The organism is Sphingomonas tagetis (assembly GCF_024211275.1).
Lineage (GTDB): Bacteria > Pseudomonadota > Alphaproteobacteria > Sphingomonadales > Sphingomonadaceae > Sphingomonas > Sphingomonas tagetis.
This window is the reverse complement of record NZ_JAMLDX010000004.1, coordinates 1-22,315: the sequence shown is the minus strand read 5'-3', so window position 1 is coordinate 22,315 and position 22,315 is coordinate 1. Positions and strand designations below refer to the sequence as shown.

The following is a 22,315-nucleotide window of genomic DNA, read 5'->3' as shown; positions in this document are numbered from 1 at the left end:
AATTGCGCGTCCATTCAACTTGTCGATGCGAGCGCCTCAACTCATCCGGCCGCCGTGCAATTTTTGCGGTGAACCGAGCCAGATTTTCTTCCCCACCCACGTTTGCCGCACCCTCGCGCCTTTGCTACGGGCCGCCGCGCAGCACGAAAGGCATCCCATGGTCCCCCGCTATTCCCGTCCCGCCATGACCGCGATCTGGTCGCCCGAAACCCGCTTCGGCATCTGGTTCGAGATCGAGGCGCATGCGACGCAGGCGCTGGCGGAGCTGGGCGTGGTGCCCGAATCCGCCACCAAGGCGCTGTGGGACTGGTGGGCGACCAAGCCCCAGATCGACGTCGCCGCGATCGACGCGATCGAGGCCGTCACCAAGCATGACGTGATCGCCTTCCTCACCTGGGTGGCCGAGAATGTCGGCGACGAAGCCCGCTTCATGCATCAGGGCATGACCAGCAGCGACGTGCTCGACACCTGCCTCGCGGTGCAGCTCGCCCGCGCCGCCGACATATTGCTCGACGATCTCGACCAGCTGCTCGAAGTGCTCAAGCGCCGCGCCTATGAGCACAAGCTCACCCCGACGATCGGCCGCAGCCACGGGATCCATGCCGAGCCGGTGACCTTCGGCCTGAAGCTCGCCGAGGCTTATGCCGAGTTCAAGCGCAACCGCGAACGCCTCGTCTTCGCCCGCGCCGACATCGCCACCTGCGCCATCTCCGGCGCGGTCGGCACCTTCGCCAATATCGATCCGCGCGTCGAGGCGCATGTCGCCGACAAGCTCGGCCTCGCGGTCGAACCGGTCTCGACTCAGGTGATCCCGCGCGATCGCCACGCGATGTTCTTCGCCACGCTCGGCGTCATCGCCAGCTCGATCGAGCGGCTCGCGGTCGAAATCCGCCACCTCCAGCGCACCGAAGTGCTCGAGGCCGAGGAATATTTCTCGCCCGGCCAGAAGGGCTCATCGGCGATGCCGCACAAGCGCAACCCGGTGCTGACCGAGAACCTCACCGGCCTCGCCCGCATGGTGCGCAGTGCGACGATCCCGGCGATGGAGAATGTCGCGCTGTGGCACGAGCGCGACATCAGCCACTCGTCGGTCGAACGCTATATCGGCCCCGACGCGACGATCACGCTCGACTTCGCGCTCGCCCGCCTGACCGGCGTGGTCGACAAGCTGCTGGTCTATCCCGCGCGTATGCAGAAGAATCTCGACCGGATGGGCGGCCTCGTCCACTCGCAGCGCGTGCTGCTCGCGCTGACGCAAGCCGGCGTGTCGCGCGAGGACAGCTATCGCCTCGTCCAGCGCAACGCGATGAAAGTGTGGGAGAGCGATGGCGAGCTGTCGCTGCTCGAACTGCTCAAGGCCGATGACGAAGTCACCGCCGCGCTATCGGCGCAAGAGATCGAGGAAAAGTTCGACCTCGACTATCATTTCAAGCAGGTGGACACGATTTTTGAACGCGTCTTCGCCGATTGACGCAGAAGCGCGTTAGTGTGACGCTTCTGTAACAGATTGGGAGACGGCATCGTGGCGAAAGCGAAAAAGGGCAAATCGGCGAAATCGGGCAAGCTGCCCAAGACGATCGCGGGCGTCGAGCTGCCCAAGGAACTGCGCAAGCAGGGCGCGAAGCTGCTCGATCTCATCAAGAACCCGATGGTCGGCGACCTCGTCGCCGCCGGACTCGTCGCGCTCGCCGCCAATGTCCGCAATCAGGGCAAGACCGGCACGGATGGCGCCAAGGACAAGAAGGACGCCGCCGACGGCTTCAGCAAGACCGCGGCGACGCTCGCCACCGTCGTCGCCGCACGCGCCGCGGAAAAGATCACCAGCAAGCTGACCGATCGCCCCGCCCCGCCGGCGGCGCCCGCCGCGCCCGCCGCCCCGGCCAAGCCCGCGCCCGCGCGCCGTGGCCGTCCAGCCAAGGCGGCGAGCACCCCGGCCAAAACGCCCGCTGCAACGAAGCCGGCAGCTGCCAAACCCGCTGCTGCGAAGCCGGCGGCTGCAAAGCCCGCTGCAACGAAGTCGGCGGCAACCAAGCCCGCGGCAGCCAAGCCCGCCGCGGCGAAAGCAGCCGCCGCAGCCAAGCCTCGCGCAACCACCCGCAAGCCTGCCGCCAAACCGGCAACAGCGCCGGCCGCTGCTGCAGCGCCCGCAACGCCCGCCCCCGCGCCAAAGCGCGCGCCCGCAAAGGCGCCGCGCGCCACCACGCGCAAACCCGCCTCCAAGGGCGCCACGACCCGCAAGCCGCGCACCCCCAAGCCGACAAGCTGAGCTTCATGATCCTCCCCCGCCAGGGGGAGGATCGGTCAGCCGAACAACTCGGCCAGAAAGTCCCGCATCGCCTTCCAGCTGCGACGGGCTGCGTTGGCGTCATACGCAAAGCCCGGCCGCACGCCCGCCGCCATCGTCTCGTCGGTGAATGCATGCCCGGCATTGCCATGGGCATGGAGCTGCCAGTCCGCGCCCGCCCGGGTCAGCTCCGCCGCCAGCCCCGTCACGGCCTCGGGCGGCGCCAGCGGATCGTCCCAGCCGTGGCAGATCAGCAATTTCGCCGTGATCGGCGTGGGATAGTCATAGTCCGGCGCATCGAAAATGCCGTGAAACGCGACCACGCCCAGCACCTCGCCGCCGGCGCGCGCAAGGTCGATCACCGACTTGCCGCCGAAACAATAGCCGATTGCCGCCGTCTTCGCGCCATCGACGTCGGGCAGCGCCTTCATCGCCGCGACGCTCGCGAACAGCCGGTCGCGCAGCAATGCCCGATCCGCATTCAATTCTGCCATGTACACCGCCGGGTTCGGCGATTCGCGCGTCGTCCGCTTGCCCTGCCCGTACACATCGGCGACGAACGCGGCATAGCCCAGCGCCGCCAGCCGCTCGCCGACCACCGAATCCTCTTCCTTCGCACCCAGCACATTGGGCACGATCATCACCCCGGGCCGTGGCCCGTCCAAGTCGCTGTCGGTCACCGCCACGCCTTCGAACGGCCCGCCCGGCCCGTCATACACGATGGTTTGCCTATCGATCGCCATGCCCATCCTCCGTTGCCCTGATCGTCTCATCCGCTAAGGACGCGCGCAATTGTCCGCAAGGAGTCGCGAATGCCCACCCTCGTCCTGATCCGCCACGGCCAGTCCGCCTGGAACCTCGAAAACCGCTTCACTGGCTGGTGGGACGTCGATCTGACCGATCAGGGCGTCGCCGAGGCGACCGCGGCGGGCGTGCTGATGAAGGACAAGGGTCTCGATTTCGACCAGACCTATACCAGCTTCCAGACCCGCGCGATCAAGACGCTCAACCTCGCGCTCGAGGCAATGGGCCGGCTGTGGCTGCCGACCGAAAAGAGCTGGAAGCTCAACGAGCGCCACTATGGCGGCCTCACCGGCCTCGACAAGGCCGAGACCGCGGCGCTGCACGGCGACGATCAGGTCAAGATCTGGCGCCGCAGCTTCGACATCCCGCCCCCGCTTCCGCAAGAAGGCTCGCCCTGGGATCTCGCGCAGGACGTGCGCTACAAGGGCATCCCGATCCCGCAGACCGAGAGCCTCAAGGACACCATCGCTCGCGTCCTGCCCTATTGGGAAGAGCGCATCGCCCCCGACCTGCGCGCCGGCAAGCGCGTGCTGATCGCCGCCCACGGCAACTCGCTGCGCGCGCTGGAAAAGCACCTTTCGGGCATTTCAGACGACGAGATCACCGGCCTCGAAATCCCGACCGGCCAGCCCATCGTCTATGAGCTGGACGACGCGCTGAACGCGACGGATCGCTATTATCTCAGCGAACGCTGAGCCACGATTTAGCCCCTCCTCCGAAGAGGAGGGGCTTCAGTGCCTCTGAGTCCTTATCAATCCAATTTATACGCCAGCGATACCTCCGCATTCAGCAGCTTCGACACCGGACAGCCCTTCTTCGCCTCGTCCGCCAGCTGGCCGAACTGATCCGCATCGATCCCCGGCACGCTCGCTTCCAGCGTCAGGTCCGAGCGCGTGATCGTGAACCCGCCATCCTTCTGCTCCAGCTTCACCGCCGCCTTGGTCTCCAGCGTGCCCTCGGAGAAGCCGGCCCGCGCCAGCGCGAAGCTCAACGCCATCGTGAAGCACCCGGCATGCGCCGCCGCGATCAGTTCCTCGGGATTGGTCCCCGGCTCATCCTCGAACCGCGTGTTGAAGCCATAGAATTGATCGCTCAGCACGCCCGACTGAGTCGTGATCGCGCCCTTCCCTTCCTTGCCGAAACCGGAATAGCGGGCGGTGGCGGTACGCGTGGTCATCGACACTCTCCTTTGGTCGTCCTCGAAACGATATAGATAGGTCCCGCGTTCCGCTTTGCGACCTGCGCATTACGGACTAGAGACTCGACCGACATCGCATGCAGAATCCAGTCGTCCTCTCCCGCCCCTTTTTCGAGCAGAAGACGCGCGCCTTCTGGATGCTGCAGGGCGCCGGATGGGGCGGCTATCTGCTGCTGCGCACCGTCTCGAACTTTTCCAACCGCATCTTCAGCTTCGAGGATCTCATCCGCGTCACGATCGAGGCGATCGTCGGCTATTGCATCACGCTGCTGCTCTCGGCGCTCTACGGCTATTACCGCCGCCTGCCGCGCATCTCCGGCATCCTGGCCACCGTCGCGACGCTCGCCGCGGCCACGCTGATCTACGCGATTCTCACTGCCTTCACCGTCTCGGTGATGCGCGGCGAGCCGGGGATCGAGGTGCCGCTGGTGCTCGGCAGCCTGTTCTTGAATTTCACCGTGCTCGGCGGCTGGTCCGCGCTCTATTTCGGCATCAACTTCTACCTGATCGTCGAGGATCAGATCGACCAGATGCAGGTGCTCGAAAACCAGGCGAGCTCGGCGCAGCTGGCGATGCTGCGCTATCAGCTCAACCCGCATTTCCTGTTCAACACGCTCAATTCGATCTCGACGCTAGTGCTGCTCAAGCAGACCGACCGCGCCAATGCGATGCTCGCGCGCCTCGCCAACTTCCTGCGCTACACGCTCGCCAACGAACCGACCGCGCATGTCACGCTGGCGCAGGAGGTCGAGACGCTCAAACTCTATCTCGAGATCGAGAAGATGCGCTTCGAACAGCGCCTTCGACCCGAATTCGACATCGACCCGCGCACGGTCAAGGCACGCCTGCCCTCGTTGCTGCTCCAGCCATTGGTCGAGAATGCGATCAAATATGCCGTCACCCCGCAGGAGGAAGGCGCCGAAATCTGCGTCACCGCGCGGCTCGCCGGAGAACGGGTGCAGATCACCGTATCCGACACCGGTCCGGGATTGATCGAAGGCAGGAACCGGCCAAGCCTTTCAACCGGGGTCGGGCTCACCAATATAAGGGAGCGGCTGGCGCAGGCTTTCGGGCCTGACCATCGTTTCGAAACCCGAACGGACCCCGGACGCGGTTTCCGCGTTGAGATCGAGATTCCGTTCCAGCTCGAGGAACAACGGGAAGCGGCCTGACGCCGGAGAAACAAAGGCAGGGGAAATGGGCGCAGCGCCGGGGGCATCGGCGACGCGCAGGATAGATAAGGTGAACGAGGAACCATGACGATCCGCACCATCCTGGTCGATGACGAACCGCTGGCGATCCAGGGGCTCGAACTCCGCTTGCAGACGCACGAGGACGTCGAGATCATCGACAAGTGCCAGAACGGCCGCGAGGCGATCCGCGCGATCAAGACGCACAAGCCCGATCTCGTCTTTCTCGACATCCAGATGCCGGGCTTTGACGGCTTCTCGGTCGTGCAGGGCCTGATGGAGGTCGAACCGCCGCTGTTCGTGTTCGTCACCGCCTATTCGGACCACGCGATTCGCGCGTTCGAGGCGAATGCGATGGACTATCTCATGAAGCCGGTGGACGAGGCCCGCCTCGCCGACACGCTCGAACGCGTGCGCCAGCGCCTCACCGAGAAGCGCGGCGTCGAGGAAGTCGAGAAGCTCAAGGAAGTGCTCGCCGAAGTCGCCCCCGACGCCGCCGAGGAGCATCTGTCGAGCGACACCGAGGTCGCCTCCAACCGCTACGAAAAGCTCATCAACATCAAGGACCGCGGCCAGATCTTCCGCGTCGATGTCGACACGATCGAGGTGGTCGAGGCCGCCGGCGACTATATGTGCATCAAGACCGCCGACAACACGCTTGTCCTGCGCGAGACGATGAAGGACCTCGAAAAGCGCCTCGACCCGCGCCGCTTCCAGCGCGTCCACCGCTCGACCATCGTCAACCTCGATCAGGTCAAGCAGGTCAAGCCGCACACCAATGGCGAATGCTTCCTGGTGCTCGATTCGGGCTCACAAGTGAAGGTCAGCCGCAGCTACCGCGACGTGGTAGCGCGATTCGTCCACTGAGGACGCAACGCGCCGCGCTTGCCCACACCACCATCGTCACCCCGGCCTTGTGCCGGGGTCCACCGCGCGGCGCACGATGCGCACGAGGTTCAGACGCGTCACTCGGGGAGCTGTGGATCCCGGCACAAGGCCGGGATGACGGACTAGGCTTCGGAAGCGCCTTCCGCCTCGTCCTCGCCCGCCGCCGGGCTTTCGAACCAGGCCTCGACCGGACCGCTCAGCTTGAGCGTCAGCGGATTGCCTTTGCGGTCCATCGTCTTGCCGACCTGCACGCGGATCCAGCCTTCGGAAATGGAATATTCTTCCACATCCCGGCGCTGCACGCCCTTGAAGCGGATGCCGATGCCGCGCTGGAGCAGCGCCTGGTCGAAATGCGGGCTCTTCGGATTGACCGAGAGCCGGTCGGGGGGTGTATCACTCATGGGAGGCCCCTAACCAAATCCGCGACCAAAAAAAAGCGGCGCGGGAATGAACCCGCGCCGCCCTCTTGCCGCCGTGCTTGGGGTCAGCGGCAGTAACGGACCCGCACGCGCTGACCCAGATACGGGTCGTACACGCGGCGGATGGTGCAGCCACGCCAGCCGCGACGCTCGTAATCGCGGTAGTAGTAGCTCTCGCGCGGGTAGTAACCGCGCTGCTGATAGTAATTGTCGTAGTTGTAATAGCCGCGGTCATACGAACGATAACGGCGGTCATAATAGCGGTCGCGGCCCGAGCCCGCGATCGCGGCGCCGATCGCGATACCGGCGATGCCGGCAACGATCGCCGTGCCCGCATTGTCGCGGTCCCGATAACGATAGCGCTGAGCCTCTGCCGGCGCGGCCGCGGTGAGCGCGGTGGCGCCGAGGGTGAGACCGAGCACCGCCTTGGTGATGGTGGTCTTCATGACTTCCTCCTGGTGCAATCTGCACGTTTCTGACGCCTCAACGCTTTGAGCGACGTCCAGGATGCATGTTTGGCCGATTCGGTCTGAACCGCTGCGGAATTGCGCGTTCACTTGCGGTTTAGCTGAATGGACGCGATGGAGGCGCCGAAGGAGATACCGCCGTGGCGCTTTGGCTGATGAAATCCGAACCCGATGTATTCGGCTGGGACGACCTCGTCCGCGACGGCAAGACCGAATGGGACGGCGTGCGCAACTACACCGCCGCGGGCAATCTGCGCGCGATGAAGGTTGGCGACCGCGCCTTCTTCTACCACAGCAATATCGGCCTCGAGATCGTCGGCATCATGGAAGTCAGCCGCGAGGCGAAGCCCGACGGCGACGGCAAACACTGGGTCTCGGTCGAGATGAAGCCGGTCGAGAAGCTCGAAAAGCCGGTCACGCTCAAGCAGGTCAAGGCCGAGCCCCGGCTCGCCGAGATGGAGCTGGTCAAATATTCGCGCCTCTCGGTCGGCAAGGTCTCGCCTGACGAGTGGAGCCAGGTCATCGATATGTCGAAGGCGTAACGGACCCGTCACGGGTTCCCCTCGCGACTCCCCACCGCTAGGGGATGCTTAATGCCCGCCGACGACCTCACGATCGCCGGCCGCTTCGACGGCCTCGAACATCTCTTCCCGGTCCGTGTCTATTTCGAGGACACCGATCTGTCGGGGGTGGTCTATCACGCCAATTATCTTCGCTTCATGGAGCGCGGCCGCTCCGACATGCTGCGCTGCGCCGGAATCGACCAGCGCGCGGTGCATGAAGCCGGCGAAGGTGTCTATGTCGTCCGCAACATCGCGATCCGTTACGTCGCATCGGCCCGGCTCGACGATGCGCTGATCGTGGTCAGCCGATTGCGGCGATTACGCGCCGCGTCGGTCGATATTCATCAACGAGTCATGCGGGGGCATGAATTGCTGACCGAAGCAGAGGTCGAAGCCGCTTTCGTCGCGCCATCGGGGCGTCCGAAGCGGCAACCGGCCCGGTGGGTGGATGCGTTCGTGCCGCTGGTGTGGAAGGGAAGCTGAGCGACACATGGATTTGTTTCTGAACACCGATGCCGCGGCGATGTCGCCGGTGGGCCTGTTCATGCAGGCCGACTGGGTGGTCAAGGCCGTGATGCTTGGCCTCCTGCTCGCCAGCATCTGGACCTGGGCGATCATCATCAGCCTGTGGGGCCGCATCGGCAAGGCGCGCAAGGCGACCGAGCGGTTCGAGGCCGACTACCGCAAGTCGAACGACATCGACGCCTTCCACCGCCTGCATGGCGACGGCGATCACCCGGTCGCGCGCGTCTTCGCCTCGGGCGTCACTGAATGGCGCCGCTCGACCGGTGGCCGCACGGTCGACCGTGAGGGCACGCGCGAGCGGCTCGCCACCAGCATGGGCGCCGCCGTCGCGCACGAGATCGACAAGCTCTCCGATCGCCTCAACATCCTCGCCACGGTCGGTTCCGTCGCGCCGTTCGTCGGGCTGTTCGGCACCGTCTGGGGCATCATGCGCAGCTTCACCGCGATCGCCAGCGAGCAGAACACCTCGCTCGCCGTCGTCGCGCCGGGCATCGCCGAAGCGCTGTTCGCCACCGCGATCGGGCTGTTCGCGGCGATTCCCGCGGTGATCGCCTACAACCGCTTCAGCCATGGCATCAACAAGGTCGAGGCGCGCCTCAACCGCTTCGCTGACGGCTTCCACGCCACGCTCAGCCGCCAGCTCGATGACGGCCCAGCCCCGGCCCAGCCGCAACATCGCGGCACCTTGCTCTGATGGGCGCACAACTTCCCTCAGCCCGTGGCAAGGGCCGGCGCGCGCCGATGGCCGACATCAACGTCACGCCGCTGGTCGATGTGATGCTGGTGCTGCTGATCATCTTCATGGTCACCGCGCCGCTGCTCACCGCCGGCGTCCCGGTGAACCTGCCCGAGAGCAAGGCCAAGCCGCTCGATCAGGATCAGGAACCCGTCCAGATTTCGATCGACGAAAAGGGTGCGATCTATCTCGACAATAGCGAAGTGACCGAAGCCGGCCTCGGCCCGCTGCTGGAGGAGATCGCGGCCAAGCGCGGCGAGGACAAGCCGCAAATCTTCGTTCGCGCCGACACGCGCCTTCAGTTCGGCAAGGTCATGCGCGTAATGGGCGAATTGAACCGCGTCGGCCTCAACAAGGTGTCGCTCGTCACCACCCCGGTGGACGGCCGCTGATGGCGTTCGCGATCGACCGCAGGGAAGGCACCGGACTCGGTGTGGCCGTGATCGGCCATGTCGTGCTGTTCGGCCTGCTCTCGGTCGGTTTCCTCTCGACGCCCAACCCGCTCAAGCTCGAACCCACCCCGATCGAGATTTCGCTGACCGACGAGGTCGGCCTCAAGAGCGAGGCCCCGGTGATCAGCCGCGAGGCCCCGGCCGAGCGCCTCGCCGAAGTCCCCGGCCCGGTCGAGCCCGACACACCCCCGCCCGCCCCGATCCCCGATCCGCAGCCGATCGCGCGCCCCGACCCCACGCCGCCCAAAACCGTGCCTGCCCCGGCGCCCAAACCGCAGCCCAAGGCCGAACCCAAGAAAACGCCGCCGACCCCGCCCAGGCCGGACACCAAGGCGCAGCAAAAGACCACGGCCAGCCAGCCCAAGGCGCAGACGCCGTCGACCAGTCGCGTCGCCCGCCCCACTGGCCGCCTCACCGGCATCATCGACGGTCTCACCGACCAGCCTAGCAAGGGCAAGGCGACCACCCCACAAGCCTCGCAGATCGGCGCCGCGGTCAAGTCAGCGCTCGCCGCCGAAGTCATCCGACAGCTGCGCCCGCACTGGAAGTCGCCCACCGGCGCCGATGTCGAAATGCTCCGCACGCAGGTCGAAATCCGCCTCAACCGCGACGGTAGCCTCGCTTCGCCGCCGCGCGTGATCGGCCAGACCGGTGTCACCGCCAGCAACCGCCCGCAGGCCGATCTGCACAAGGAACGCGCCATTTCGGCCGCCAAACTCGCCGCGCCGTTCAAGCTTCCCGCCGAATATTATGACGCGTGGAAGCTGATCACCCCGACCTTCGACCGGAGGCTGTAACCCGATGAAGTCCGTACTCGCCCTGCTCGCCCTGACCACCGCCGCGCCAGCGCTGGCGCAAGCGGTCCAGCCTCCCGTGGTCACCGTTCCCGCCCAGCCCGGGCAGGAACAGGGCCTGTCGGTCGATGTCACCGACGAATCCGCGCAGGACCTCACCATCCTGATCCCTGCCATGCCAACCAATCAGGCGGTGAACACGCCCGCCGGCAACACCGAAGCGCTCGGCCGCCAGATCGCCGATGTCGTCGCCGCCGACCTGCGCAACTCGGGGCTGTTCAAGCCGCTCGGCCCGTCCGGTGTGCGCGCCGTCCCGATGGGCGAGGTCCGCGCGCCCGATTTCGGCTATTGGCGCGGCGCGTCGGCGCAGGCGCTGGTGCAGGGCTTCGTCCAGGCCGGCGCGGGCGGGCGGCTGACGGTCGGCTGCTATCTCTACGACGTTGCGCTCGGCACCGAACTGACGCGGCAGGGCTTCGAGGTCGGCCCGTCCGACTGGCGCCGCGCCGCGCACAAATGCGCCGATGCGATCTACACGCGTCTGACGGGCGAAGGCCCCTATTTCGACAGCCGCGTGATCTACGTCTCGGAAACCGGCCCCAAGAACCGCCGCATCAAGCGGCTCGCGATCATGGATCAGGACGGCGCCAACCACCGCTTCCTCACCAACGGCCAGTCGATCGTGCTGACCCCGCGCTTCTCGCCCGACGAGCGCCGCATCGCCTATATGAGCTACCAGAACGACAAGCCGTCGCTCTATGTCTATGATCTCGCAGCGGGCACACAGCGGCTGCTCGTCACCAATGTCAGCCTCGCCTTCGCGCCGCGCTTCTCGCCCGATGGCCGCTACATCCTCTTCACCATGTCGACCGCGGGCAATGCCGATATCTATCGCATCGCCGCGGCCGGCGGCACGCCACAGCGGCTCACCAGCGGGCCCGGCATCGACACCGGCGGCAGCTATTCGCCCGACGGCAGCAAGATCGTGTTCGAGAGCGACCGCTCCGGCACCCAGCAGCTCTACGTCATGAACGCCGACGGCTCGAACCAGCAGCGCATCAGCTTCGGTGGCGGCCGCTATGCCACCCCGGCGTGGAGCCCGCGCGGCGACCTCATCGCCTTCACCCGCATGGGCGGCGGCTTCCGCATCGGCGTGATGAGTCCCTCCGGCAGCGGCGAGAAGCTGCTCACCGAAAGCTGGGGCGACGAGGGTCCGAGCTGGTCGCCCAACGGCCGCGTGCTGATGTTCTCGCGCGGCTCGCAGGGCAGTTCGGGCAAGTCCGACATCTGGGCGATCGACCTGACCGGCTCGACCACGCGGCGCATCGCCACCCAGCTCGATGGGTCGGACCCGAGCTGGGGGCCGCTGCGGCCATGATAGAATCCGTTCAGCGGAAACTCATCCGCCCCGCGCTTGTTACGTAAGCGCACCATTTCTGTAAGAGCCAAGGGAGAAGAACCAATGGCGAAGCTTAGAACCGCCCTGATCATCGCGACGATGGCCGTTGCCGTGGCGGGCTGCCAGAAAAAGCGGCCCGAGACGCTGCCGCCCGGCCCCGGCCCGGTCGATCCCGGCCCCGGCCCGGGTCCCGACACCAGCGGCGAGGACGCGCCCGGCACGCCCGGCCACTTCAAGCGCAACGTCATCAGCGACACCGTGCTGTTCGCGCTCGATCAATATGACATCGACGCCGAGGCGCGCCGCATCCTCGACAGCCAGTCGCAATGGCTCACGCAATTCCCCAACACGCGCATCACGATCGAGGGCCATGCCGACGAACGCGGCACGCGCGAATACAACCTCGCGCTCGGCGACCGCCGCGCCAACGCCGCGAAGAACTATCTCGCGGCACGCGGCGTCTCGCCCACGCGCATCACCACGATCAGCTATGGCAAGGAACGCCCGATCGCCTTGGGTTCGGACGAAGCCAGCTGGGCACAGAACCGCCGCGCGGTGACGATCGTCCTGAACTGATCGTCGAAACGAATGGAGGGCGCGGTCAGCAATGGCCGCGCCCTTTTCATTGCCTGGGCGGCACCGGCCCGAACGCCTCGTCGAGCAGCCGCGCCAGCCGCAGCCCGCCGCGCGTCACCTGCAGCCGCATCGGATCGACCAGCTTCTCGATCGCCGCCGCATCCAGCTTGCCGCGCTCGGGCACCCCCTCGCGGCACGGATCGCCGCCGAACGCGCTGGCATAAGCGACGTCGCGCGCCAGCTGCCAGCTCTCGCGGCTCCAGTCCTCGATGCTCCCCGCGCTCATGGCCACGCGCTGCTCGGCCGGATAGGCCACCACCAGCGGCGGCGGCGTCGAGATCGCCCGCTCGGCCAGCCACCCGTCCCAGATCGTGTGCAGGTTGAGCCGCTCCGGCCCATAGATGCCATAGTCCGCCCGCGCGCGATTGCCGCCCAGATCGCCCTTGTCGCCAGCATGCAGCGGCTGGTGCAGATCGCCGACGAAATGCACCAGAAACGCCAGCGCCATCACCTTCTCGCGCACCGGCACGCTGTTGTCCTGCAACAGCTTCACGTCGCGCTCGATCTGCGCCGACACGCAGTTCCCGTCCGGGCAATTCCCCTTCAAAGTGAAGGGCTTGCAGATGTTCACATTCTGATAGTGCCAGTTATACGCATAGCTGAACCGCGGCCCGAGCGGCTTGATACAGTCCGCCCACACGCTCGCCTGCTCGATCGTCCGGGCCGGACACGTCGGGGTTTCCAGCAAGCCCTGCTTCGCCAGCAACCGGTCGATCGCCGCCCGCGTCTGCGGCTTCACATTGCGATAGGCGATCGACGCGATCGTCTCGTGACCATATTCCCAATAAGCGAGCGCCGGGCTCGCGGTCAGGGTCAGCAGCGCCGCCAGTGCAAGAATCAGCCGCTTCACTGCTCGTCCCCATAAATCGCCACCACCGGCTGCCCGCCGGCGCTTACCCGCCCGCGATACATGCCCGGCGTGTTGAAGCTCCACGCCATCTCGCCATCCGGCCCGGTCACGATCACCCCGCCGGTGCCGCCCAGCGATCTGGTATCCGCCATCACCGCGTCCGCCGCCACCTTCAGGCTCTCGCCCTTGAACCGCACCCGCGCGCAGATCTCATGCGCCACGCCCTCGCGGATAAAGAACTCCCCCGCCCCCGTCGCCGACACCGCGCACGCCCGGTCGTCGGCATAGGTGCCCGCGCCGATCAGCGGCGAATCGCCCACCCGGCCCCAGCGCTTGCCGGTCACCCCGCCGGTCGAGGTCGCCGCCGCGACATGCCCGGCCTTGTCGCGCGCCACCGCGCCGACCGTGCCATACTTCATGTCGACATCGAACCAGCTGGTCTTCTGAGCCTTCATCTTCTCGAGCTGCTGCCGCCGCTCCTCGGTGCCGAAATAGCCGGGATCGACCTGCTCCAGCCCCTTCTCGGCGCTGAATACATCCGCACCCTTGCCCGCCAGCATCACATGCGGGCTGTCCTCCATGACCTTGCGTGCGAGGCTCACCGGGTTCTTCGTCCGCGTTACCCCCGCCACCGCGCCGGCCTTGCGCGTCGTCCCCTCCATGATCGCCGCGTCGAGCTCGTTGACGCCCTCATAGGTGAATACCGCCCCGCGCCCGGCATTGAAGTGCGGATCGTCCTCCAGCACGCGCACCGCCGCCTCCACGGCATCCAGCGCGCTGCCGCCCCCGGCCAGCACCTTCAACCCCGCCGCCAGTGCCGCCTCCAGCCCCTTGCGCGCCTCGGCCTCGCGCTCGGGCGTCATCCGCGCGCGCTCGAGCACGCCCGCCCCGCCATGGATCACCAGCGTCCATTCCGGCTTGGGCGCCGTTTGGGCGGAAACAGGGGCGGACATCAGCAAAGCTCCAATCAACAGGGAAATGCGGTTCATACGGCCTCCGGCGCGGCAGTGGCAGGAACGCGCGGCCGGTCGCGCCGCTCCATCCGCAGGCCGATCAGCGGCCGCAGCCACTTCACCTCTCGGCCATAGCGATAGAATACCCAGCACCCGAGCGCCGTCACCGGCACCAGCACCAGAAACTCGACCACGCCCGGCACGCGCCATTGCAGCACGAAGTACATCGCCACGATGATCACCGTCTGGTGGATCAGGTAGAAGGGGAACACCGCCTCGGTCAGCATCGGCCGCCATTTGTGATCGCGGTTGAGATAGGTTTCGGCAATCCCGATCATCGCCACGATCGTCATCCAACACTGCACATAACGCGCCGCCAGCATCACCCGCCCGACCGCCCAGGGCGGGTCCTCGACATAGGCGATCTCGATCGCGACCGACACGATATAGCCGGCCAAGCCCAGCGCCGCCGCCGGCTTCCACAGCTTCGCGATCCACGCCATCACCGGCTCCGATCCCGCCAGCGCGAAGCCGAACAGCACTGCCGGGAAAAACGCCAGATGCGCCACCCCGTCATTGATCACGTCATGGCTGTCGCTCCAGCGCTGGAACACCACCACTTGCGTCAGCAGCAGATAGGCCGCGGGCAGCCACAGCACCCGCGTCCCGGCAAAGGTCCGGTCGAACAGCCGCTGCATCCATGCCCCGCCCGGCAGCATCGCGATCAGCGTCAGCCCGAGCGTGTAGAGCCACAAATAGCCGACGAACCACAGATGGTTCCAGGTCGGGAAGATGATCTGGTGATATTTGCCGAACCGCCAATATTCGTGCGTCCAGAAATGCCAGTAGCTCTTCCAGTAGAGATGCTGCGTCGCCACCTCGACCCAGCTTTGCGGCGGCACCACCACCGCCACGCCGAACAGCAGCGGCACGATCAGCCGGTAGCTGCGGTTGGCAACGAAATGCCCCGCCCCCTTCGACTTCAGCCACAGCGCGCGGCTGGCATAGCCCGAGACGAGGAACAGCAGGGTCAGCCGCCACGGGCTGGTGAACAGCATCGGCACCGTCACCCATTCGGCCGGATGCGCGGTCTTCACATGGAAGGGCCATGGCACGAACACCATGCCGATATGATAGAAGATCAGCAGGCCGAACGCCCCGATCCTCAGCCAGTCCATGCCATAATGCCGTTCCACCGCCGCGCTTTAGTCCGACATTCCGCCTTCGTCATCCCCGCGCGGGCGGGGATTCATTCTGGCTGAGCGGACGAAAGAGTCGCTGGCCTCAGGCCGGTTGCGGCGAAGCGACCGGCACGTCGCGCCGCACCCGCGGCCCCAGCCCGATCAGCGGCCGTAGCCACCCGATCTCACGCCCGATCAGGTAGAAGACCGCACAGACCGCGCCCGTCCCCGCCAGCAGCATGCCGAACTCGACCCAGGCGTTGAGCTTCAACGGCAGCGACAGCCAGGTAATCGCCACGATCGCCGGCTGGTGGATCAGGTAGAAGGGGAATACCGCCTCGGCCAGCGTCCGGCGCCAGCGATGATCGCGGTTCCAATAGCGGTCGGCGAGCGTGAACAGCGCCACCGTCATCGTCCAGCCCATCGCCACCTGCGCCGCGCGCTCGCCCGCCATTACCCAGTGCGGCGGAATCGCCTCGCCTGGATAGAGCGTCTCAACCGCCACCACGACCGCACCGGTCACCACCGACAGCGCCAGCGCCACCTTCCACACCCGCCGCAGCGCCGGCCACAGCTGCGGCGCACCCGCCAGCAGGAACCCGGCGACGAACATCGGCACGAACTGCGCATGCCCGCCCCAGTCGCGCAGCAGGCCATGTTCCTCCTCGACCACGAACAGCAGCCCGACCTTGGCCACCGCCAGCAGCAGCATCGGCACCCACAGCACACGCCATCCGTGCGTCAGCCAGTCGATCGCGCCCGCCACCCATGCCGCTCCGCGATCGGTGCGATACGCCAGCACCGCCGCGAGGATCATCGTATAGGTCCACAGATAGGCGACGAACCACAGATGCTCCCAGCTCGGGAAGGTCCGCCCGTAAAATTCGCCCAGCCGCCAGTAATCATGCAGCCAGAACCGCCAATAGCCGTGCGGATACCCCACCTCGGCGACGCGGATCCACATCTCCACCGGCACCAGCACCGCCATGCCGAATGCCAGCGGGATCAGCAGCCGCTTGCTGCGCGATCCGGCGAACGCCGCCGCGTCGCGCATCTTCGACAACAAATGCCACGAAGCATAGCCCGACACCGCGAACAGCAGCGCCAGCCGCCACGGCGTCACCGCCGACATCGGCGCGATCAGCTCGGGATAGCTGTGGTTGGTCTTGATCACCCAGTCCCACGGCGCGAACACCATGCCGATATGATAGAGGATCAGGATCGCGAACGCGGCGATGCGCAGCCAGTCGAGGCCGTAATGGCGCCCGCCGCGCGCAGGAATGTTACCGGTGAGACTCACACCCTCGGCCATACGCCGCGCGCCTCACCAATTGGTTAGCGCAATGCCCGTTCTTTCTCGCGTCTGCACAATCGGCTATAGGCTCGCCGAACCCCAGAGAAATCCCCCAAAGGATATTTATGTCCGTCCGTCCCTGGCGCGATATCGTGCGCCGCCAAAGCCGTCAGATCATGGTCGGCAACGTCCCCGTCGGCGGCGATGCGCCCGTCACCGTCCAGACGATGACCAACACCGAGACCAGCGACGCAAAGGCGACGATCGACCAGATTCGCCGCTGCGAAGAGGCCGGGGCCGACATCATCCGCGTGTCCTGCCCGGACGTCGAGAGCACCGCGGCGCTCAAGAAGATCGTCCGCGCGGCACGCGTGCCGATCGTCGCCGACATCCATTTTCACTATAAGCGCGCGCTCGAGGCCGCCGATGCCGGCGCCGCGTGCCTGCGCATCAACCCCGGCAATATCGGCAGCGCCGAGCGCGTCAACGAGGTCGTCAACGCCGCCAAGGCCAATGGCTGCGCGATCCGCATCGGCGTCAACGCCGGGTCGCTCGAAAAGGACCTGCTCGAAAAATATGGCGAACCCTGCCCCGAGGCGCTCGTCGAATCCGCGCTCGACCATATCAAGCTGCTGCAGGACCGCGACTTCCACGAATTCAAGGTCGCGGTGAAGGCCAGCGACGTGTTCCTCGCCGTCGCCGCCTATCAGCAGCTCGCCGATGCGGTCGATTGCCCGCTCCACCTCGGCATCACCGAGGCCGGCGGCTTTGTCGGCGGCACCGTCAAGAGCGCGATCGGCATCGGCAATTTGCTCTGGTACGGCATCGGCGACACGATCCGCGTCAGCCTCTCCGCCGAACCCGAAGAGGAAGTCCGCGTCGGGTTTGAGATCCTCAAGTCGCTCGGCATCCGCAACCGCGGCGTCCGCGTCGTCAGCTGCCCGTCCTGCGCGCGTCAGGGCTTCGACGTCATCCGCACCGTGCAGGCGCTCGAAGAACGCCTCCAGCACATCCGCACCCCGATGTCGCTGTCGGTCCTCGGCTGCGTCGTCAACGGCCCCGGCGAAGCCCGCGAGACCGATATCGGCCTCACCGGCGGCGGCAACGGCAAGCACATGGTGTACCTCTCCGGCGTCACCGACCACACCGTATCGAGCGAGGATATGCTCGACCACATCGTCAAGCTGGTCGAAGCCAAGGCGGCGGAACTCGACGCGGCGAGCGAGACGCAGGTAGTGGCGGCGGAGTGATGCTTTACCTTCTGACATCGGCCCTGGCGATGGCAACGCCAGCGACGGCGGAGGTCGAGGTACGAGTTGGCTACACCGAGCAGACGGGATGCAGCGCGATTATCGGCGGAAAGGAATATCGATTGCCGGAGGAGCGTGAGGCGCTAGACGCCGCGCTGAAAGCAGTCGCGGAAAAAGCGAAGCACGTTGCCTTACTTGGCGACAGCGAAACGCCTTATCGTTGCATCGGCGCTCTCATCTATGTCTTGCAGGTCAATGGAGCGACCAAGGTCGAGTTCAAGACGCTAGATCGCTAGAGCTTCCGGCCCGGCATGACAGAAATGACTGGCCCATTTCGGATGAAACCTTCTCCACAACTGCGGCAGCGTTAGTACGCTGGTCCGAATCAGCGGATGTCCTCGGGAGCGTTGTTATGACCCGTCACCTCAAAGTAGCGAAAGGCGGTGTCATTACATTACCGGCAGCCGTATGCCGAGAACTCGACCTTAAGGAGGGCGATACCGTATCCTTTGAACTTGTCAGCGAAGGCACCGTATCGCTCAAACGGCATTTGAAGCCTGCCAAGTAGTACGCTTTCACCCCATACTCTACCGACTCTCGCCTTCCCGCTACCGTCCCGCTAGGGCGTCCCCGTGACTCGCCGCGCCTCCCCACTCACCGCCTTCGCCGTCGCGTCGCTCGGCATCGCGATCTTCTCGTCGATGGATGCGGTGATGAAGGGGCTGGTGCTCGCGCTCGGCGCCTATAACGCGCTGATGTGGCGCATGTTCGCGGGCACCATCGTCAGCGCGATCCCCTATGCCGCGTCCAACCCCGCATGGCCCGCCCGCGCGGTCATGCGCATCCACATCGTCCGCGCGCTGGTCACGTCGGCGATGGCGTTCCTGTTCTTCTGGGGCCTCGGTCGCGTGCCGATGGCGCAGGCGATCGCGCTCTCCTTCATCGCGCCGATCATCGCGCTGTTCCTCGCCGCGATCGTGCTCAAGGAGCGCATCACCCGCGCCACGATCGTCGCCACCGCCATGGCCTTCGCCGGCGTACTCGTGATCCTCTACGGCCAGTCCCAGGCGCAACTCGGCCGCGACGCCTTCTGGGGCGCGCTCGCCATCCTCGCCTCGGCGGTGTGCTACGCCTGGAACATCATCCTGATGCGCCAGCAGTCGCTCGTCGCGGGCGCCACCGAAGTCGCCTTCTACCAGTCCGCGCTCGTCGCGCTGATCTACCTCCTCGCCGCGCCGTTCCTGCTCACCGTCCCCGCGATCGATCATGCCCCCGCGCTGATCCTCGCCGCGGTCCTCGCCACCGCATCGCTGTTCCTGCTTTCCTGGGCCTATGCCCGCGCGCAGGCCAGCTACCTCGCGCCGACCGAATATACCGGCTTCCTCTGGGCGACATTGTGGGGCTGGATCGTGTTCGGCGAGCGCGTATCCTTCTTCACCGTCGCCGGGGCGGCGCTGATCGTCGGCGGCTGCATCCTCGCTGCCCGCCGCCGCGACCACGCCCCCGTCGCAGATACCGAGGCGCAATTATGATCACGACAAGACCGGCCGGCCCCGACGACTTCACCCTCGTCGCCGATTTCATTCGCAAGCTCGCCGATTACGAGAAGCTCGCGCACGAAGTCCGCTTCGACGACGAAACCCTGCGCGCGCACCTGTTCGGCCCCCGCCCCGCCGCCGAAGTCCTGATCGGCGAAATCGACGGCACGCCCGCCGGCTTCGCGCTCTATTTCCCGACCTTCTCCACCTTCGAAGGCAAGCCCGGCATCTGGCTCGAGGATCTGTTCGTAGAGCCCGCCGCGCGCGGTTCCGGCCTAGGCCGCGCGCTCCTCGCCCGCCTTGCCGCACTCGTCATCGAACGTGGCGGCGCGCGGCTCGAATGGAACGTCCTCGACTGGAACGAGCTCGGCAAGGGCTTCTACCGCGGCATCGGCGCCGCGCATGTAGATGGCTGGGAGCGCTGGCGCATGCAGGACGACGCGCTGGAGGCACTCGCCAATGCCCGCTGACGCCGGCCTCATCGAATGGGCGAAGGAGTCGCTCGAACCGCTCGGCACTATCACCCACCACGCGATGATGGGCGCCGCCGTGCTCTATTGCGACGGCACCGTGTTCGCCGTGGTCGATGACGAAGCGATCTACTTCAAGTTCGACGCGGTCAGCGCGCCCATCTGGGACGAGGCCGGCCTCCCACCCTTCACCTTCACCAACAGCACCGGCGAGACCGTCTCGATGAACTACCGCCGCGCCCCCGACGACGTGTACGACGATGCCGACGCGATGCGGCAATGGGCCGCGCTGGGGATCGAAGCCGGCCGCAGGGCGCCGGCGAAGAAGAAGGGCAAGCCCGCGGGCGCTTGATCGCGGACCGGCGCCCGGTGTATTGCTCAAGCAACGCACCATCGGAGACGTTGAAATGGCAAGCTGCCCCAAATGCCGTGGACGGATGACTCAGGGCTTTCCGTTTCTGTCCGACACCGGCGGGCGCGTGAAATGGATGGATGGCGAGTCGGGCTTCTGGAAAGCCGCGATGGGCGGACTGGGTATGAAATCGGCCCAGCTTATCTCGCATCGCTGCGTCGATTGCGGCTTCGTCGAGTTCTTCGTCGATACACAGGCCAAGCCCGTCGTCACGCTCAAGACGATCGACGACGAGAATGAACGCCTTCGCAACCTTGTCACCAAATTGCAGGAGCGCGTCGCGACACTGGAGACGATCGCGACCGATCCGGGTGAACGCACCTCGCGCGAGATCGAGAGCCTGCGCGCCATACCGCCCGCGAGCGGCGACAAGCCCGACTAGGCTTTCAACCCCAACACCGCCGGCCGCAGCGCGCCAATCCCGGCCGCCACCAGCAGCGCGCCCCACGCCACGCTGTGCCCCTTCATCATCGCCGGATCATGCGGCGCGCGGAACAGGTACACCAGCGCCACCACGCCCCCCGCCGCCATCACGCCGGCCGCCACCTTCGCCGCCAGCGCCCCGCGCCACAGCATCAGCGCCAGCATCACCTCGGCCAGCCCCAGCAGCGCGAATTTCGGCCGCACCGTCCAGAACAGCCCGGTGAACGCGCGCTCCTCGCCGGGCAGCCCGCCGAGCAGCTTGAACAGGATCAGCCCCTCGACGAAATCGAGCGCCCCCGCGATCAGCACCAGGTTGAACGCCACCAGCGCCAGGCCAAGGCTCGCGCGCCGCAGCGCCACCACCGCGCTCAGCAGGAAAACCAGATACGCCGGAATGAACGCAAGCATGTCGAGCCACAGCGCCTGACGCTGCGCCGCGATCAGCCGGCTCGTGCACGGCTCGCTGCCGAACAAAGCGGTCACGTCCGCCGCCGACCGCACCAGCTCCAGCGCGATCACCGCACCGGCGCCGCCTGAAGGCCCGCACGGCGCCAGTCCGGGCACTCGCCCAAACATCACCGAAACCGCAAGCGTCGCCAGCCCGGCGAAGGCGCACCATCGTATGGGGGCATTCCCGGCCACCGCTATGGCCGGGACGGAGCGAATTTTGGCGCAGGGCAAGAAGCGAGGAAGGAGCGATGCAAACGCATCGTGACTGACGAGCGACGCCGCCACGCGCCAAAATTCGCCCGCCGCTTCGCGGTTGCCTGCACTTGCCCGCCAGCCGCGTCAGGACATTTGCGCGTAGCGCCGCTACGCGCTGCATGACCTTCCTCGCTGGACAACCAAGTGCAGGCAATCCCGGCCGTAGCGGTGGCCGGGAATGCCCCCTTGGCTGGCTCGCTCAATTCAGTCAGCCCTGCGCCGTCTCGACGCCGGTCGCATCGACCGACGCCTTGGCCGCAGCCTTGTCGGCCTGATAGCGCTCGATCGCCTCGACCGTGACGCGGCGCGCCTCGGCGGCGTCACCCCACTTGCCGACGCGCACCCACTTCTCGGCCTCGAGGTCCTTATAGTGGGTGAAGAAATGCTCGATCTGCTGCAGCACGATCGAGGGCAGGTCCTGCCGCTCACCGACGTCCGAATAATAGGGGAACGTCGTGTCGACCGGCACGCAGATCAGCTTCTCGTCGCCGCCGGCCTCGTCCTCGAGGTTCAGCACGCCGATCGGGCGCGCGCGCACGACACAGCCCGGCACGAACGGCGAGCGCGCGATCACCAGCGCGTCGAGCGGATCGCCATCGGGCGACAGCGTATGCGGGACAAAGCCGTAATTGGCAGGATAGCGCATCGGCGTGTGCAGGATTCGGTCGACGAACAGCGCACCCGACGCCTTGTCGAACTCATACTTCACCGGCTCGCCGCCGGTCGGCACTTCGATGATCACGTTCAGGCTGTTGGGCGGATCGTCGCCCACAGGAATCAGGTCGATGCGCATCTAACTTCCTTTGTTAGGTTGCGGCACCAGCCCGCTCCCCCACCCGGCCACCCACACCAGTGTATCCTGATGGGTGGCCGGGTGGGGGAGCGGG

At 66.2% G+C, this 22,315-nt stretch carries 29 protein-coding genes; 19 read left to right on the top strand and 10 right to left on the bottom strand.

Annotation, left to right across the window (positions count from 1 at the left end):
* Positions 1 to 157 precede the first annotated feature (157 nt).
* Positions 158 to 1,471, top strand: coding sequence for an adenylosuccinate lyase (gene purB / locus M9978_RS06525; protein WP_254292205.1), 1,314 nt, complete (start codon positions 158 to 160; stop codon positions 1,469 to 1,471).
* Positions 1,472 to 1,522: 51 nt separating this feature from the next.
* Positions 1,523 to 2,266: a hypothetical protein gene (locus tag M9978_RS06520; protein WP_254292204.1), complete on the top strand. Its 744-nt coding sequence runs from the start codon at positions 1,523 to 1,525 to the stop codon at positions 2,264 to 2,266.
* Positions 2,267 to 2,301: 35 nt separating this feature from the next.
* Here M9978_RS06520 and M9978_RS06515 read toward each other — a convergent pair whose 3' ends face one another.
* Entirely contained in the window at positions 2,302 to 3,027 is a 726-nt protein-coding gene (locus M9978_RS06515; protein WP_254292203.1) for a dienelactone hydrolase family protein, read from the bottom strand.
* 69 nt (positions 3,028 to 3,096) lie between these two features.
* Here M9978_RS06515 and gpmA point away from each other — a divergent pair, with 69 nt between their 5' ends.
* Positions 3,097 to 3,783 (top strand): 2,3-diphosphoglycerate-dependent phosphoglycerate mutase, encoded by a 687-nt coding sequence (gpmA, locus tag M9978_RS06510; protein ID WP_254292202.1) that lies wholly within the window; start codon positions 3,097 to 3,099, stop codon positions 3,781 to 3,783.
* Positions 3,784 to 3,839: 56 nt separating this feature from the next.
* Here the strand turns inward: gpmA and M9978_RS06505 are convergent, their stop codons facing one another.
* The gene (locus M9978_RS06505) at positions 3,840 to 4,265 is read right to left on the bottom strand and encodes an OsmC family protein (protein ID WP_254292201.1); all 426 of its coding nucleotides are present in this window, start codon (positions 4,263 to 4,265) and stop codon (positions 3,840 to 3,842) included.
* A 98-nt stretch (positions 4,266 to 4,363) separates the two neighbouring features.
* Between M9978_RS06505 and M9978_RS06500 the strand changes: the two genes are divergently transcribed.
* Together M9978_RS06500 and M9978_RS06495 are read left to right on the top strand one after the other, a co-directional pair.
* Complete coding sequence (locus M9978_RS06500; RefSeq protein WP_254292200.1) at positions 4,364 to 5,458, top strand: sensor histidine kinase; 1,095 nt, start codon at positions 4,364 to 4,366, stop codon at positions 5,456 to 5,458.
* Positions 5,459 to 5,542: 84 nt separating this feature from the next.
* Complete coding sequence (locus M9978_RS06495) at positions 5,543 to 6,343, top strand: LytR/AlgR family response regulator transcription factor (protein WP_254292199.1); 801 nt, start codon at positions 5,543 to 5,545, stop codon at positions 6,341 to 6,343.
* A gap of 143 nt (positions 6,344 to 6,486) precedes the next feature.
* Here M9978_RS06495 and M9978_RS06490 read toward each other — a convergent pair whose 3' ends face one another.
* Both M9978_RS06490 and M9978_RS06485 read right to left on the bottom strand, forming a co-directional pair.
* Positions 6,487 to 6,765 carry a DUF3297 family protein gene (locus M9978_RS06490; RefSeq protein ID WP_254292198.1) on the bottom strand — a complete coding sequence of 93 codons (279 nt, stop codon included), beginning with the start codon at positions 6,763 to 6,765 and terminating at the stop codon, positions 6,487 to 6,489.
* Between the two features lie 83 nt (positions 6,766 to 6,848).
* Positions 6,849 to 7,229 carry a hypothetical protein gene (locus M9978_RS06485; protein ID WP_254292197.1) on the bottom strand — a complete coding sequence of 127 codons (381 nt, stop codon included), beginning with the start codon at positions 7,227 to 7,229 and terminating at the stop codon, positions 6,849 to 6,851.
* A gap of 161 nt (positions 7,230 to 7,390) precedes the next feature.
* Between M9978_RS06485 and M9978_RS06480 the strand changes: the two genes are divergently transcribed.
* The 7 genes from M9978_RS06480 (at position 7,391) to pal (ending at position 12,292) form a co-directional block, all read left to right on the top strand.
* On the top strand, positions 7,391 to 7,792 hold the full coding sequence (locus M9978_RS06480; RefSeq protein ID WP_254292196.1) for an EVE domain-containing protein: 402 nt from the start codon (positions 7,391 to 7,393) through the stop codon (positions 7,790 to 7,792).
* Between the two features lie 51 nt (positions 7,793 to 7,843).
* Positions 7,844 to 8,296 (top strand): tol-pal system-associated acyl-CoA thioesterase, encoded by a 453-nt coding sequence (gene ybgC / locus M9978_RS06475; RefSeq protein ID WP_254292195.1) that lies wholly within the window; start codon positions 7,844 to 7,846, stop codon positions 8,294 to 8,296.
* Positions 8,297 to 8,303: 7 nt separating this feature from the next.
* The gene (tolQ, locus tag M9978_RS06470) at positions 8,304 to 9,032 is read left to right on the top strand and encodes a protein TolQ (RefSeq protein ID WP_254292194.1); all 729 of its coding nucleotides are present in this window, start codon (positions 8,304 to 8,306) and stop codon (positions 9,030 to 9,032) included.
* A complete protein-coding gene (tolR, locus tag M9978_RS06465) occupies positions 9,032 to 9,466 on the top strand; it encodes a protein TolR (protein ID WP_254292193.1) in 435 nt (144 codons plus the stop codon). The genes tolQ and tolR overlap by 1 nt, the downstream gene beginning before the upstream one ends.
* Positions 9,466 to 10,323: a cell envelope integrity protein TolA gene (tolA, locus tag M9978_RS06460; protein WP_254292192.1), complete on the top strand. Its 858-nt coding sequence runs from the start codon at positions 9,466 to 9,468 to the stop codon at positions 10,321 to 10,323. The genes tolR and tolA overlap by 1 nt, the downstream gene beginning before the upstream one ends.
* Before the next feature lie 4 nt (positions 10,324 to 10,327).
* Complete coding sequence (gene tolB / locus M9978_RS06455; RefSeq protein WP_254292191.1) at positions 10,328 to 11,695, top strand: Tol-Pal system beta propeller repeat protein TolB; 1,368 nt, start codon at positions 10,328 to 10,330, stop codon at positions 11,693 to 11,695.
* Between the two features lie 84 nt (positions 11,696 to 11,779).
* Entirely contained in the window at positions 11,780 to 12,292 is a 513-nt protein-coding gene (pal, locus tag M9978_RS06450; RefSeq protein WP_254292190.1) for a peptidoglycan-associated lipoprotein Pal, read from the top strand.
* Between the two features lie 46 nt (positions 12,293 to 12,338).
* Here pal and M9978_RS06445 read toward each other — a convergent pair whose 3' ends face one another.
* The 4 genes from M9978_RS06445 to M9978_RS06430 form a co-directional block, all read right to left on the bottom strand.
* Positions 12,339 to 13,202: a S1/P1 nuclease gene (locus M9978_RS06445; RefSeq protein WP_254292189.1), complete on the bottom strand. Its 864-nt coding sequence runs from the start codon at positions 13,200 to 13,202 to the stop codon at positions 12,339 to 12,341.
* Positions 13,199 to 14,155: an isoaspartyl peptidase/L-asparaginase family protein gene (locus M9978_RS06440; protein ID WP_254292188.1), complete on the bottom strand. Its 957-nt coding sequence runs from the start codon at positions 14,153 to 14,155 to the stop codon at positions 13,199 to 13,201. Before M9978_RS06440 ends, M9978_RS06445 begins: the two co-directional genes overlap by 4 nt.
* Positions 14,156 to 14,187: 32 nt before the next feature.
* The gene (locus tag M9978_RS06435) at positions 14,188 to 15,333 is read right to left on the bottom strand and encodes an acyltransferase family protein (protein WP_254292187.1); all 1,146 of its coding nucleotides are present in this window, start codon (positions 15,331 to 15,333) and stop codon (positions 14,188 to 14,190) included.
* 106 nt (positions 15,334 to 15,439) lie between these two features.
* Entirely contained in the window at positions 15,440 to 16,648 is a 1,209-nt protein-coding gene (locus M9978_RS06430) for an acyltransferase family protein (RefSeq protein ID WP_254292186.1), read from the bottom strand.
* A 107-nt stretch (positions 16,649 to 16,755) separates the two neighbouring features.
* Between M9978_RS06430 and ispG the strand changes: the two genes are divergently transcribed.
* The 7 genes from ispG (at position 16,756) to M9978_RS06395 (ending at position 20,682) form a co-directional block, all read left to right on the top strand.
* Positions 16,756 to 17,880 (top strand): flavodoxin-dependent (E)-4-hydroxy-3-methylbut-2-enyl-diphosphate synthase, encoded by a 1,125-nt coding sequence (ispG, locus tag M9978_RS06425; RefSeq protein WP_254292185.1) that lies wholly within the window; start codon positions 16,756 to 16,758, stop codon positions 17,878 to 17,880.
* Positions 17,880 to 18,176: a hypothetical protein gene (locus M9978_RS06420; protein ID WP_254292184.1), complete on the top strand. Its 297-nt coding sequence runs from the start codon at positions 17,880 to 17,882 to the stop codon at positions 18,174 to 18,176. The genes ispG and M9978_RS06420 overlap by 1 nt, the downstream gene beginning before the upstream one ends.
* Positions 18,177 to 18,292: 116 nt before the next feature.
* A complete protein-coding gene (locus M9978_RS06415) occupies positions 18,293 to 18,448 on the top strand; it encodes an AbrB/MazE/SpoVT family DNA-binding domain-containing protein (protein ID WP_254292183.1) in 156 nt (51 codons plus the stop codon).
* 64 nt (positions 18,449 to 18,512) lie between these two features.
* Positions 18,513 to 19,412 carry a DMT family transporter gene (locus tag M9978_RS23285; RefSeq protein WP_254292182.1) on the top strand — a complete coding sequence of 300 codons (900 nt, stop codon included), beginning with the start codon at positions 18,513 to 18,515 and terminating at the stop codon, positions 19,410 to 19,412.
* Positions 19,409 to 19,888, top strand: a complete 480-nt coding sequence (locus M9978_RS06405; protein ID WP_254292181.1) for a GNAT family N-acetyltransferase — start codon at positions 19,409 to 19,411, stop codon at positions 19,886 to 19,888. The genes M9978_RS23285 and M9978_RS06405 overlap by 4 nt, the downstream gene beginning before the upstream one ends.
* Positions 19,878 to 20,240, top strand: a complete 363-nt coding sequence (locus tag M9978_RS06400; protein WP_254292180.1) for a TfoX/Sxy family protein — start codon at positions 19,878 to 19,880, stop codon at positions 20,238 to 20,240. Before M9978_RS06405 ends, M9978_RS06400 begins: the two co-directional genes overlap by 11 nt.
* Before the next feature lie 85 nt (positions 20,241 to 20,325).
* A complete protein-coding gene (locus M9978_RS06395) occupies positions 20,326 to 20,682 on the top strand; it encodes a hypothetical protein (protein ID WP_367305049.1) in 357 nt (118 codons plus the stop codon).
* Here the strand turns inward: M9978_RS06395 and M9978_RS06390 are convergent.
* The gene (locus M9978_RS06390) at positions 20,679 to 21,287 is read right to left on the bottom strand and encodes a hypothetical protein (protein ID WP_254292179.1); all 609 of its coding nucleotides are present in this window, start codon (positions 21,285 to 21,287) and stop codon (positions 20,679 to 20,681) included. The two genes, M9978_RS06395 and M9978_RS06390, sit on opposite strands and share 4 nt — an antisense overlap.
* Positions 21,288 to 21,636: 349 nt before the next feature.
* Positions 21,637 to 22,221, bottom strand: coding sequence for an inorganic diphosphatase (gene ppa, locus M9978_RS06385; protein ID WP_254292178.1), 585 nt, complete (start codon positions 22,219 to 22,221; stop codon positions 21,637 to 21,639).
* Positions 22,222 to 22,315 lie beyond the last annotated feature (94 nt).